Below are 11486 nucleotides of genomic sequence, written 5' to 3'. Positions count from 1 at the left end.
TCAGGATGATCTTGATTTCATCTTCTGAAAGTCGATCCTTAATGGTTTCGATTAAGTTCTTGTTGTAAGTACTTTGATAGGCCTTAGCCACTTGCGAGACCTGAACTTTATCCTTTAATTTTCTAAACACGGCATATACTGCATCTTCGTCATCTCCACCTTCGTACCACGCGCCCCAGGACTTATGAATCTGTTTTGCAAAACTGGTGGCGCTGCTCTCACTCATTGCAATCACTTGACCATTTACATTCTGCAAAACTTTTGTGAGATAGTAAATGTCAAAAGCATTTTCTGCATCGAGATTATTTGCCGTGGTAGCCAGTTGTTTCTTTATGTGAGTCAATAGTTTGCTTGTTTTTAGATCGCGTTTGCGCTGGCGTATGGATAGAAATGAGCTTCCAACAATGAGAATTCCCATAGCACCGCCACTTACTTTATAGATAAGCTGTCTGTTCATTTCCCTAATAGTTTAGTAGCGCGTCCAGCTGGCGTGAGCATCGCTAGATCTGTGATGTCTGCATCTTTTGCAGAGTTGCGTAAAACCACCACGATAAGAATGAGTGTGATGGTAAGAATGACCGGAACACCTATGGCTAAAATCTTCGTAAGGCTCTTGCCCAAACCAAAAATATTACCGCCTATTTCAGAAATATCTGCAATGGATCTGGTTGCCATATTGCTTACATCCAGCTCGTTCTTAAGCAACCATTTATTGAATGACGGACTTGTAGTACATAGCGCAGATCCATTGGTTTTCCAAGTGACCAACCACAGCATTTTGGCATTATCCTGTCCCACTTCCTTCTTCAATTTGGTATAATAGCTCGTCCAGAAGTCACAAGGGTCGTCGGCTTCTGGAATGAGAAAGGATGTGTTTTTTATGGTTACTTGCTGTGCCATTTAATTGCCTAAAAGTTGATTGGCTTGTTTTTCAATTTGGTTCTGTTTGAGATCTTTCTCTTTGAGGAAAGCCACTAAGCGTTGTTTTAATTTTGCTTCTCTGGCACTTGCAACTCTCTTATCGTGATTGATGTATAGCTGTCGTCCCATCCAGAATCCTATGCCCAATGTGATGATGGTTCTCATTTTAAAATCCTTGATAAATATTACACTTGGGAATTTCCAGTTCTTCTAGCCATTCCTTGACGCTAAAACCAGGTTTATCACTATCCTGTTTTGTGGCAATCTCATTAAAACCCACGATGATGATTTCTGGAAACCTAATAGTATAAAATCGTATCACGGCTTCTAGTGTGGCGGTTTGTTCTTCGGTACGTGTGTCTTTCCACCACGCTTCTTTGAGTGTTCTGCCACCTACATAAGCAAGGTTTTTCACATTGCCAGTAATACCATATCTGCCTTGTGAGATGCCCCAAAGATCTACTTCTGTCGGACTGTCTTCAGGGATAATGGTTTCTAAAATGCCATTCTGCAAGACGAGGTAGTCAAATCCAGGACGGTTCCAGCCAAAGCCACCATTACGCTTGTCGTTGGTATGTTTTTCGATAATTGTTTTTGCATCAAGATCTAAGGCTTCGCTGGTATCGGTACTGTGTATAACTAAAAAATCTACGTCTTTCATTTTATTGAATTTTGAGTGATGGAATTATTGAGTTTTCTAAAACCAAGTAATCGGTAAACTGGATATGCTTTGATGTTTACTTGATTGTTCTGGTTGCCACCCAGACAGTAGATGCATTTCTTGTCTTCAGAATAGCCGATAAAGAATGCCACGTGACCTTTCCAACTGTTCTTCTTACTACGCCAAAAAACCACAATATCTCCTATGGCTGGTTGCTTTGTTTCTGTTCCTACTTTCAGCCAAGAACGTGCTGTGAGTTGATTGCTCATTTCCTTTCCACATTCTAGGGCAACCCAGTTTGTAAAAGCAGAGCACCAAGCGGTTTCATCGGTCGTGACCCACGTATGACCTATCTTTTCAAAATAATCCAATATTACAGGATTATGTTTTTGACCAACCAGTTCCGTGACTCCGTATTGGCTCAAAGCCGTGTTGATGATTGAATTCATAAAATGGATTTGAATGGATTTTTAGGAACTCGTTTGGGGACGCCTTTACTCATTTGCACCCCATAGGCAAGCGACGCCTTTTCTGGAAGTAGATTGTACATTTCCAGCTTTTTGTAATACAGAATGAATGTGATGGTCTGCAATGCACCAATCTTAAAACACCAACTATTCTGCCCATCGAGCATAGAGCCATCCACATCAAATACTTCAGACACATTCTGAAAACTCTGCGCACTTTGATAATTACCAAGAGAAAGCGTTTTACATATTTCTTTACCGGCAATACTTTTTTGCAATAGTTGAAGCGCGTTAACACGACGTTCTCCAGATGCCACAATTTTGAGATGCTTCAACATTCCAGGACTAAACTTGAAATCTTCACGTTCTTCGTGGTATTCATCATTGATGGTTACCGTTGGACTTTTGGATACATTAAATATGGTTAGAAGATTGAGCTGTGTAGTGACTTTAGCAATTTTAGACGTTGAATCATTATCCACTAGTCGAAACTGGTCTTGTATATCCCAAGGTGTTTCCGTTTGTGCCTGTGTTTCGGCATTGATACGTGTAGTATTTTTAGAGACTATATTTTTGATTACAAGCTCATTTGTTTCGTCATCAAAGCGTATCTCCGTAGGTCGTTTTCCAGTCCTGTTGGCATTTACCACTTTGTGATTTAGACCGATGTGATACATCGTATTATTTACCGAACCTATTACATACACTATTCCGTAGAAATAGCCAGGATTGGTATTCACGGCTAGAGCAACTGGCGAAACGGTTCCAGGCATCGCATTCTCCGTTAATGGAATTGTGGCAATTACAGTCCCATCACGGGCAACCACCGATACAGAATCTGAAAGCTGATTAGCCACATACAACAAATCATTCGCAGGATTGAGTACCACTTGTTGTGGATGCGTGCCTACTAAAACATCTATTTTTTCGGCGTTCTCAATAAATAAAGGATCTGTGATCGGCTTTTCACTATTGCCACCCCAAAGACAAACATTTCTGATATCCGTTGTATGATTTTTGACTGTAATCGGCATCACATCAAACTCATCGTGCAGGTGTTTTTGATACTTTTTAAAACCTTCCTTTTGTTTTTGATCTTTGATAAGATTACGCTTTCGCGAAAGCGGTCTCTTACTTGAACCACAATCAGAAATTTCCATAACACCTTCATCGGTGGCATAGAAAACAGCGTCTGTTGAAGGGTCGCAATTCTTCTTTTTCGTTTCTGGGAAAGCAACGTGCATCACGCCAGATCGTGTACCCCATTTTTTGAGATCGGTTCTATATTTTGCAGAATTGTCGTTCATATAAGCATCTTCTTTAGAATGGATTGTTCTCTTAATTACCGCAGGATCTTCGCAACTTTCACAGGCGAAAGTTTCTGTGCTTTTGGGCGTTAATTTTATGGTTGCGCCCATTGTAAATAGTGCCATTGTGATAAGAAATAGTTTATGCATTTGCTCTGTAATTTTCTATAAAGGCTACCACGTCCTTAGTGCGTTGTACCTGTGATGCGCCAACGTGATGTGGGTTATTGCCAAAAACCTTGGTCACAGCATAAATGGCTTCAATCGTCGGGAATCCGTAGTCCAGATATTTTTTAATACCACAGAGATCTGCTGTTTTTTGACTTCTAGTATTAAGGAACCAATGGCATCCTTCGTGGGCAAGAATTGCCACGCGGATAGGAATGGTATAGCCAATGAATAAGCGCTGTGAGATCTGTACACGTGGCATCTTGCGATGTGTGCGCGCCGGTGTGATTAATTCCTTTCCAAAAGCATCTGTTATCGTAGGTAAGTATTGAAATAGAAACTCGTGGTTTTTGGAATCGTAAAAGCCTGTAGGCGTGTGTCCCGCTTTTTGGGCAAAGTCTATGGCAAAATCCATAAAGCGATGTTGCTCGGTAGTTGCCCAGACTTCGGCAGGTTTCATTTTTTCTACCTTGAAGTAGCTCATATCAAACTGATAGTCTTCTCCAGAAACTTTGTCAAACAGCTCCATTTCCAGTACTTCTGGCGTTACGGGAAGCGAGATCACAAATTCTCGTTTCTCATCGCCTTCATAGAACTGCGCTTTTCTCCTGAAATAATACGTATTAGGATATCGCGGATCGTACACGCGTATGCCCAACTGCACTGGCATTTTGGACTTGATACCCAGTCGTATTTTGAAACGCTCTTTATTTGATGGAATCGGGATAATCATTGGCTATACAGTTGCTTGTTCTTTCTATTCTTAATAACCACTAATCCCACAACGCCAACTACGACCACGCCACCTAGAACAAAAACTATGGTGGGAATACCTTTCTTTTCTTCTTCAGGAACATCTGCCGTACCGATTGAAAAATCAAAATCTGATGCAGGTTCATTAGCACCGCCAAATCCTGTGGGAGGTGTTGGTTTTGTAATCGTATCGATAGCAGCACCTATAGCCGTTGCTCCGCCCATATCCTGAACGGCGTTACCCAGTTTAGAAAAGAAGGCTTTGCTTTTAGCGCGTCGTGCAATGCGCTTCGGTGCGCTGCGTCTTGCCGCTCTTCGCGCTTTTCGTTTGGCACGACGCGCACGACGTTTCTTTTTGTTGCCAAAGAAATCGTCATAATTATCGTCTAGAATGTATTCTGTTTCTCCTGTAATCATACGTTATAGTACTTCCAGAACACGCAAGGTGCTTCCGTTGGGTTCGTAGTTTATTTTGTGGTAACTTTTACCTACAAATGGATAGCTTTTGGCTTCGCCTGGAAGAAGGGAAACGCCATTTACTTGAGCCGTTTTTTCTCCTATATTCTTGACAGACCCATACAGAAATCCTTCCTGGAAACTTCCATCGTCAGATACTTCACTTTCCTTTATTTGCGCCAGTATGTCCATTGCTTTTCTTTTTGATTTGAATGTATTTATAGATGCCAAAACCTACAGCGCCAGTAACTCCGACGATAGCAATGATCTTAACCACCTTCGCTGTTTTACCGTCCGACTTCATTGCCTTTTCTGCTGCTGCTTTCTCCACTGTTGCAGGAACTTGAAGGCTTGCTATTTGCGCTTTTGTAACCTTTTGATCTTTACTGATAGGCTTGCCCTTTTTTATCAAGGTGGGCTTGAATATAGGTTTGCTAGGTAGCTTGGTTTTTATAGGTGTTCCTTTGGGAATTAAGATGCTTACTGGGACTTTAGATGGCAGCTTTTTACGAACTACTTTCTTTTTCCTAATAGGTCTTGGTCTTCCTTTTACAATAGGTGGTCGTCGCAAGATTTTCCGTCTAGGTGCGATTTTGATACGTCTATTTGGGGCACGTCTTGCGATTCTTCTTGCCTTTCTGCGCTGTCTACGTATTTTCCTGCGACCACGTCTAAAGTTGTCGTAATCTCCATCGTCGTACACGTCATAATCTGTTAATCCGAATGTGTTTGTCATAGCTGTTGTGGCATTTGCGCACGTTGACCGCCATACGGCATCGGTGGCTGTTTGGACTTCATTAATATCGCTGCACCTATGCCCAGAACCACCACACCGCCGCCTATCATCAGCATCATATTGGTTTTCTTTTTTGCTTCGGCTTCCTTGCGTTTTTGTTCTTCTCGACGGCGTTCTTCTGCCTGTCGTCGCTCTTCATCACGGCGGCGTTGTTCTTCACGCATCTGTTGCATACGGCGCTCCATATCTCTTTTGGCCGCAGCTGCCTGAGCTGCCGCTGCGGCTGCTGCATTAGTATTGCCACCAGAACTACGGCGTTTTTTCTTTTTGAAGAGACCGCCCAGGATTCCCACGGCACCTTTGGCCACGGCTCCCCAAAACTCGTCCTCGCGACCTGCAAGTCTGGATATGAGTTCTGCAAGCGCTTTCGCGAAAGCGGAATTATCATCCTTCATCAGTTCTACAGTCTCATTAATGAGTGCCTTGTGTGATGGCCTGTCACGGAAAGTGATCCCATAGACACGCAAGAGCTGTTGCAGTTCTAAGGGATAGTGCAGGATCAGGTATGAGATATCATCTATCGCCTGATTGTATTTCAATTGTTTGGTTTTATTTGCCATTTTTTAAGTCAAATTTTATGCTCGCACCTACCAGAACACCTGCGATAAATACGACGCCAAAAAGCAACATCTCATCTTTTGTGATATGGATGCCTTTGGGTTTCTCGGCAGCTACTTCTGGTTTGGATTCTGGTTTGCTTTCCTTGCGTTTGCGCAGTTCGTTCCAGACCATTTGAACTTCCTGTGCTAGGTTTTTGTCTTCCAGATCTTCATTGGATCGCTTTACGATGTCCTGATAATACTTCTCTAGGGCTTTATCATCATAGGAATTGAACTGATCCAGAAAACTGTCTTCATCTCCAGAACCTGCATAGTTGGAATGACCGCAGGATTTACAATAGTTTTCCGCTTTCGTACTTCGGCTACGCTCAGTATGAACTACAGCGTTTTCACCACAGGCAGCACATTTGGAATTTTCAACAGTATTTACCTGAAGTATCGCTGCCTTGTCTGGATGAATTTCTAAAAGATCCTTGATGACCTTTCTCCCTTTGTTCTTTACAAGTTCTTTGACCGCCTGGGACAGATGTTGCTGGTTATCAATTTTTTCAAAACCGTAATCAAACAAGATGTCATTTGCGGCATCTGTGTTATGAAAGACGATATAGTCTATCCTGTTCTGTGCGAGATTTTTGGGGTTATTGTTGCGTTTCATAGGGTGTCGTTAAAAAAGAACAGCCAGAGCTAGGTTTGGGGGAAACCGTGACTCTGGCTGTCTCAATTAGGGAAAGAGTCAAGACTCAAGTCGGAGCTCCAACTATCGTCTCTTACGTCTTACAAGGCGTGACTTAGACCGTCTCGCCACCGGTTTTCTGACATATCGACGACGGCTTACAGGTCTCCTGCGAGAACGTCTCACTCTACGTCTGGGACGCCCTAATGGTCTGGGTTTTCTACGACTGCGTATCAGGTCCAGTTGTGGAAGTCCAGTCGTACGTGGTGCACGAGAGAGTTCTGCAACGTTCTGACCTTTAAGCAAGTTGCCCAGATTTGCTCTTGCTTTAATGGTAAATGTGAATACGGCTGTAACGCCATCCTCTACCATAATCTGTAGGGAATCCTGTCCCGTCACGTCCATCTCGAAGTTGTCATCGTCAATGAGCGTTTGGGTAAAGTTTTGTGGCGAAGTCGCATTACGCGGTTGATACACTCTGGTCGTTTTTGAACCTGAAGCTGTTCTACGCTCCACGCGCAGTACATTATCAAACTGTAGCGGATTGCTCACAGAGTACTTCATTCCCGATATTTTAAAAGGGTTTGCCTTACTCTCTTCACGTACTTCCTTGTGACTGGATTCTTCTATCTCTACGGTCACACCATTAGGCTGTGCTGCCTCACGGTTACCGCCAAAAACATTTGCCTCTGCCGCTGCGCCAGATTTGTTTGTGATCACTACCGTTAGGGTACGGTCGTTAGGATCAATCTTGCCTACTGTGGCTGCGGTGTAATCGTCATAATCATCTTCGTACTCAACTTCATCTGCATAATCATCATAGTCGTCGTACTCGTCTTCAAACTCATCATCATAACCATCTTCTAGGCCTTCAAAGCCTGTATCGAAGTCGTCCTCATCGTCATAATCATCATAGTCTTCTTCGTGGTCGTAATCGTCGTATTGGTTTTCTGCGTCTTCTTCGTAGCGCATTAACTCGTCGTTATAATCTTTCATTTGTCTGGGATTTGTCCATTGCAACAATGGAGTTTTTCATCTCAAGAATATGTTGTCCCTTATGGCGCATCTCTAAATGCTATGCCTTTTTTGTAGGGATAGCCGCAGTCTTCTTGTTTTTTTCTGCGAGCTTTTTTGCCTTCATCTTTTGAACCATAGGTGCTACCAGTAAGGTTCCTATTGCGATGCCGGCGATTCCTGCTCCTACGCAATACATTATAGGTTGCCAGGCGATGTCATTTTTCTGTGCCATTTTGGGTTGTTTTTGTAAAACTGTTTGTAATAATGGGCAGGTCTCTAAACCTTGTGAGCACAAAGATGAAGGGAAGAAGAAGGTTTACCGTGGTAGGGTTTGGGACTTTGGGACGGAGATAGAGATGCTGGAGCTATAGAACGAGCTATAAATAAAGAAACTGATAAAGGAATAGATATTGCTATATATGTCAAGTAAATAGATGTAAAAACTTGACATTATAAAGAATTAAACTATCTTTGTAATGCTTAAACTATGAATATAACAGCATACATAAAAGATAAGATAGCTCGTATAGATGCAGGAGATGCATTTACATACGATGATCTGGCTATACCTCAAGGTGAGTTTACAGCTGCTTCTAAGTCTTTAAGTAGACTAGTTACTGCTGGTACTATAAAGAGATATAGAAAAGGTGTTTATTATAAGCCTAAACAAACAGACTTTGGCGAATTAAGACCTAGTGATACAGAACTGCTCAATATCTATCTTTTTGAAGATAACAAACAGGTGGCCTACATTACTGGAGTGCGATTGTACAATCAATTCAGGCTGACCACTCAGGTTCCTAACGTAGTGAGAATTGCTAGTTCTTCAAAACAAGTACGTGGTAAGGTAGGAAACACAATGGTACGACCTGCAAAGAGCTATGTTACCGTTTCTAAAAAGAACATTCCATTACTACAGGTGCTCGATGTTGCAAAAGACTTTAAAAATATTCCTGATGGCGATAGCTCTCAGATTCTTTCATTTCTCAAAAATAGAATAGCTCAATTTTCTGCAAAAGATCTGGAACGTTTTACCGCTTTCGCAAAAGCGTACCCACCTAAAGTTGCTGCCTTAATAGGTGCCATCTACGAGTTTATGGGATTAGAAAAACAGAGCAACGCATTACGTGAGAACATCAATGCCTTAAGTACCTACACCTTTGGGATTTCCAAGGATATATTACCCACCATAAACAACTGGAACATCGCTTAATGAAATTACACGAATATCAAGAACCCTTCAGAAATGCGATACGTGCTGCCGCAGATCATTTCGGCATTGCCGAAATATTTATTGAAAAAGATTACTGGGTCACTTTTGCGCTCAAGCAAATATTTACAAATCCTGCATCAAAGGATATTACTGTGTTTAAAGGTGGAACGTCTTTATCAAAATGTCATAAGATCATTGAGCGCTTTTCGGAAGATATAGATCTCGTCATCATCACTACCGAAGAAGAAGGAAGTAACGCCATCAAGAAGAAACTTAAGCTTGTCACAGAAGCTGTGGCAGAACCTTTGACTTATGTTCCTGGACATTTGATCGAGAACAAAAAGGGGAAGATTAGAAAACTGGTGTACAGTTATGATAAAAGCGGAATGGATGGAGCCTTTGGCCACGTGCGTGACGAGATTGTGGTTGAAGTCTCAAGCTATGGCAGCCCGCATCCCAGCAGTATGGTTGAAATACACTCGATGATTACCGATTTAATTGCCAGTACCGGAAATGTGGATCTGATAACCAAATACGAGCTCGAACCTTTTAAAGTAGTTGCGCTAGATATTGAGCGTACCTTTTGTGAGAAAGTGATAAGTCTGGTGCGATTTTCTTATACTGATAATCCTTTGAAAGACTTGGCAGATAAAGTTAGGCACACCTATGATTTGCACCAACTATTAAAGTTAGAGCGAATACAAGATTTTCTTGCAAGTGAAGACTTTTCTGCAATGCTTAATCAAGTAGGTAAGGATGATGACAAAGCGATTCCTAATGATAAGGAATGGCTCGCACAACACCCAAGCAAAGCACTCATATTTGACGATCTTGAAGACGTTTGGAGCAAAATAAAATCAACCTACAACAGCTCTTTCAAAGAATTACTTACTGGCGAGTTACCTGACGATGAGGAAGTCTTGAAATCTCTTAAAGCTATTAAGGATCGTGTGGGAGAAATTGAATGGGAGATGTCATAAGTAACAACAAACTCAATATCTATTATCTATTAACTTAATATCAATATGAACCCATTAGATCAATTTAAAAATATAAATGCAAGCCAAAAAGCAATAGAAGCAGCGATGGGTAGTATTGCGAAATTAGATTGGGTAAATGAAATGACTAAACGCATTCAGTATCCTACAAATATTGCAGCATTTGGTGGTGCTTTAGATATCCTTAAATCAATGCACCAACATCCTGGAATTGAATCGATGAATTCTATTTCTAAAGTGACATCTGGAATCGTACCGCTATTAGATTGGTATAAAGACAATCCACTTAAAAATCAGATGGATGGCATTATAACCAATCACGCCTTGCTCAATCAGCGCTTGTCATCTTTATCATCTTTATCATCAATGTATGCTGAAAATTATGTGAAGCCATTGAATGCTATAGAAGTTGCACTGAGAGGTATTTCTACAGATTTTTTGAAGAATATATCATTTGATGATCTTGATAAAGCTGAAGAGGAATATGATCTTGTTGAGGAGGCTACCGAAGCAATAGTGACTCAAGCAGAATCGCTACAAACTTTCTCAGATAAGTATGTGACTCAGGAAAGTTTTGAAAAATTTCAGAGACAGTTATTTGATGAATTGCAACTGATAAGTTCAAAGTCTAAATCTGAAAAAGCTAAAGCCTTTATTTTTCAAATAATGCAAATCATTTCATTTGTTGTGATGATTTTTTCATTATACAGCGATTCCCATAAAATGACAAACAAAGAGCTTTCTGAAATCATAGACGATAAATTTAAATCGCATCAAGAGCACACTAATATAAAGTTAGATAGCATTTTAAGTCAAATCACGAAACAAAGGCTTGCAACTACTGACGTAAATCTGAGAGTGAACAATAAGAAAAGAGCTGCAATAAAGGGTATCGTTAAAAAGGGACAGTTGATAAGCGTTATTGAGACTCGACATAAGTACTTATTAATCTATTATATTGATCAAGAAACTGGTGAGCCTAAATCCGGTTTTGTTTTCAAAAAATACTTTGAAAAGATTGATTAAAATCACATAGGCCCAACCATCCCATCTTCGTGATACCGTAACTTATCTGAAATCAATTTCACAATTGCATCATTCTTTGTTTTGTAGATGTTGTTGCCGTCAAAATCTTCTTCATTCAGTAACATTTTCACTTTACGGCTTTCTTCCTGGTCGATAAATTTTTTACAGGCACGTATAAAGGCTGCACGGCTACAACCACGTATGCGTTGCTCTCGCATATTGATATAGACAAAGAAACTTTTCTGGATCTTGTATTCTTGCTCTGTGATCTTACCCATTGCAAAAGCATTAGAACACAACTCGTATTGTTCATCTACAATGAGCTGACCGATACGAACCATTTGATATTTTGGAATGCGTTCTCGATAGCGAGTTACATCATCTACCTGATGGTGCAAACGCAACCACGTACAGTTTTGCCATTCTGATGTAGTGATTTTCGCTACGGACTGATGCGTGAGCACAATGTC

Annotated in this window: 17 protein-coding genes and 1 pseudogene; 3 read left to right on the top strand and 15 right to left on the bottom strand. The window is 41.1% G+C overall.

Annotated elements, in window-relative coordinates:
* The 14 genes from A9Q93_RS09590 to A9Q93_RS09525 all read right to left on the bottom strand — a co-directional run.
* The coding region (locus A9Q93_RS09590) for a hypothetical protein (RefSeq protein WP_303687173.1) at positions 1–457 on the bottom strand (457 nt) is incomplete at its 3' end.
* Positions 454–900 (bottom strand): hypothetical protein, encoded by a 447-nt coding sequence (locus tag A9Q93_RS09585; RefSeq protein ID WP_303687172.1) that lies wholly within the window; start codon positions 898–900, stop codon positions 454–456. The genes A9Q93_RS09585 and A9Q93_RS09590, both read right to left, overlap by 4 nt.
* On the bottom strand, positions 901–1086 hold the full coding sequence (locus A9Q93_RS09580) for a hypothetical protein (protein ID WP_303687171.1): 186 nt from the start codon (positions 1084–1086) through the stop codon (positions 901–903).
* Between the two features lies 1 nt (position 1087).
* Positions 1088–1582: an N-acetylmuramoyl-L-alanine amidase gene (locus A9Q93_RS09575; RefSeq protein WP_303687170.1), complete on the bottom strand. Its 495-nt coding sequence runs from the start codon at positions 1580–1582 to the stop codon at positions 1088–1090.
* Positions 1579–2031 carry a TIGR02594 family protein gene (locus tag A9Q93_RS09570; protein ID WP_303687169.1) on the bottom strand — a complete coding sequence of 151 codons (453 nt, stop codon included), beginning with the start codon at positions 2029–2031 and terminating at the stop codon, positions 1579–1581. Before A9Q93_RS09570 ends, A9Q93_RS09575 begins: the two co-directional genes overlap by 4 nt.
* Complete coding sequence (locus tag A9Q93_RS09565; protein ID WP_303687168.1) at positions 2028–3356, bottom strand: YncE family protein; 1329 nt, start codon at positions 3354–3356, stop codon at positions 2028–2030. The genes A9Q93_RS09570 and A9Q93_RS09565 overlap by 4 nt, the downstream gene beginning before the upstream one ends.
* A gap of 142 nt (positions 3357–3498) precedes the next feature.
* Positions 3499–4257 carry a hypothetical protein gene (locus A9Q93_RS09560; protein ID WP_144665689.1) on the bottom strand — a complete coding sequence of 253 codons (759 nt, stop codon included), beginning with the start codon at positions 4255–4257 and terminating at the stop codon, positions 3499–3501.
* Positions 4254–4694, bottom strand: coding sequence for a hypothetical protein (locus A9Q93_RS09555; protein WP_303687167.1), 441 nt, complete (start codon positions 4692–4694; stop codon positions 4254–4256). The genes A9Q93_RS09560 and A9Q93_RS09555 overlap by 4 nt, the downstream gene beginning before the upstream one ends.
* A 3-nt stretch (positions 4695–4697) precedes the next feature.
* Positions 4698–4925: a hypothetical protein gene (locus A9Q93_RS09550; protein WP_303687166.1), complete on the bottom strand. Its 228-nt coding sequence runs from the start codon at positions 4923–4925 to the stop codon at positions 4698–4700.
* Positions 4894–5469, bottom strand: a complete 576-nt coding sequence (locus tag A9Q93_RS09545) for a hypothetical protein (protein ID WP_159259733.1) — start codon at positions 5467–5469, stop codon at positions 4894–4896. Before A9Q93_RS09545 ends, A9Q93_RS09550 begins: the two co-directional genes overlap by 32 nt.
* Positions 5466–6089: a hypothetical protein gene (locus A9Q93_RS09540; protein ID WP_144665697.1), complete on the bottom strand. Its 624-nt coding sequence runs from the start codon at positions 6087–6089 to the stop codon at positions 5466–5468. The genes A9Q93_RS09545 and A9Q93_RS09540 overlap by 4 nt, the downstream gene beginning before the upstream one ends.
* The gene (locus A9Q93_RS09535) at positions 6079–6744 is read right to left on the bottom strand and encodes a hypothetical protein (protein ID WP_144665699.1); all 666 of its coding nucleotides are present in this window, start codon (positions 6742–6744) and stop codon (positions 6079–6081) included. Before A9Q93_RS09535 ends, A9Q93_RS09540 begins: the two co-directional genes overlap by 11 nt.
* Positions 6745–6846: 102 nt before the next feature.
* Positions 6847–7758, bottom strand: a complete 912-nt coding sequence (locus A9Q93_RS09530; RefSeq protein ID WP_144665701.1) for a hypothetical protein — start codon at positions 7756–7758, stop codon at positions 6847–6849.
* Between the two features lie 79 nt (positions 7759–7837).
* Entirely contained in the window at positions 7838–8011 is a 174-nt protein-coding gene (locus tag A9Q93_RS09525; protein WP_303687165.1) for a hypothetical protein, read from the bottom strand.
* Between the two features lie 255 nt (positions 8012–8266).
* On the opposite strand from A9Q93_RS09525, the gene A9Q93_RS09520 reads away from it, so the two are divergent.
* From A9Q93_RS09520 to A9Q93_RS09510, 3 genes are read left to right on the top strand one after another with little or no spacing between them, the layout of a single operon-like run.
* Positions 8267–8992, top strand: a complete 726-nt coding sequence (locus A9Q93_RS09520; protein WP_303687164.1) for a DUF6088 family protein — start codon at positions 8267–8269, stop codon at positions 8990–8992.
* Positions 8992–9972, top strand: coding sequence for a nucleotidyl transferase AbiEii/AbiGii toxin family protein (locus A9Q93_RS09515; protein ID WP_303687163.1), 981 nt, complete (start codon positions 8992–8994; stop codon positions 9970–9972). The genes A9Q93_RS09520 and A9Q93_RS09515 overlap by 1 nt, the downstream gene beginning before the upstream one ends.
* 45 nt (positions 9973–10017) lie before the next feature.
* The gene (locus A9Q93_RS09510) at positions 10018–11016 is read left to right on the top strand and encodes a hypothetical protein (protein ID WP_303687162.1); all 999 of its coding nucleotides are present in this window, start codon (positions 10018–10020) and stop codon (positions 11014–11016) included.
* Between the two features lie 2 nt (positions 11017–11018).
* Here A9Q93_RS09510 and A9Q93_RS09505 read toward each other — a convergent pair.
* Positions 11019–11486: pseudogene (locus A9Q93_RS09505) on the bottom strand (hypothetical protein); the annotation flags it as partial.

Source organism: Nonlabens dokdonensis, from assembly GCF_002162835.1.
Taxonomy (GTDB): Bacteria; Bacteroidota; Bacteroidia; order Flavobacteriales; family Flavobacteriaceae; genus Nonlabens; species Nonlabens dokdonensis_B.
This window is presented reverse-complemented; position numbering and strand designations above follow the sequence as displayed.

Coding starts and splice junctions, on each gene's coding strand:
- A9Q93_RS09575 (WP_303687170.1), bottom strand. CDS start 1,582: ATGAAAGACGTAGATTTTTTAGTTATACACAGTACCGATACCAGCGAA.
- A9Q93_RS09550 (WP_303687166.1), bottom strand. CDS start 4,925: ATGGACATACTGGCGCAAATAAAGGAAAGTGAAGTATCTGACGATGGA.
- A9Q93_RS09570 (WP_303687169.1), bottom strand. CDS start 2,031: ATGAATTCAATCATCAACACGGCTTTGAGCCAATACGGAGTCACGGAA.
- A9Q93_RS09545 (WP_159259733.1), bottom strand. CDS start 5,469: ATGACAAACACATTCGGATTAACAGATTATGACGTGTACGACGATGGA.
- A9Q93_RS09565 (WP_303687168.1), bottom strand. CDS start 3,356: ATGAACGACAATTCTGCAAAATATAGAACCGATCTCAAAAAATGGGGT.
- A9Q93_RS09520 (WP_303687164.1), top strand. CDS start 8,267: ATGAATATAACAGCATACATAAAAGATAAGATAGCTCGTATAGATGCA.
- A9Q93_RS09585 (WP_303687172.1), bottom strand. CDS start 900: ATGGCACAGCAAGTAACCATAAAAAACACATCCTTTCTCATTCCAGAA.
- A9Q93_RS09525 (WP_303687165.1), bottom strand. CDS start 8,011: ATGGCACAGAAAAATGACATCGCCTGGCAACCTATAATGTATTGCGTA.
- A9Q93_RS09555 (WP_303687167.1), bottom strand. CDS start 4,694: ATGATTACAGGAGAAACAGAATACATTCTAGACGATAATTATGACGAT.
- A9Q93_RS09510 (WP_303687162.1), top strand. CDS start 10,018: ATGAACCCATTAGATCAATTTAAAAATATAAATGCAAGCCAAAAAGCA.
- A9Q93_RS09540 (WP_144665697.1), bottom strand. CDS start 6,089: ATGGCAAATAAAACCAAACAATTGAAATACAATCAGGCGATAGATGAT.
- A9Q93_RS09580 (WP_303687171.1), bottom strand. CDS start 1,086: ATGAGAACCATCATCACATTGGGCATAGGATTCTGGATGGGACGACAG.
- A9Q93_RS09515 (WP_303687163.1), top strand. CDS start 8,992: ATGAAATTACACGAATATCAAGAACCCTTCAGAAATGCGATACGTGCT.
- A9Q93_RS09530 (WP_144665701.1), bottom strand. CDS start 7,758: ATGAAAGATTATAACGACGAGTTAATGCGCTACGAAGAAGACGCAGAA.
- A9Q93_RS09560 (WP_144665689.1), bottom strand. CDS start 4,257: ATGATTATCCCGATTCCATCAAATAAAGAGCGTTTCAAAATACGACTG.
- A9Q93_RS09535 (WP_144665699.1), bottom strand. CDS start 6,744: ATGAAACGCAACAATAACCCCAAAAATCTCGCACAGAACAGGATAGAC.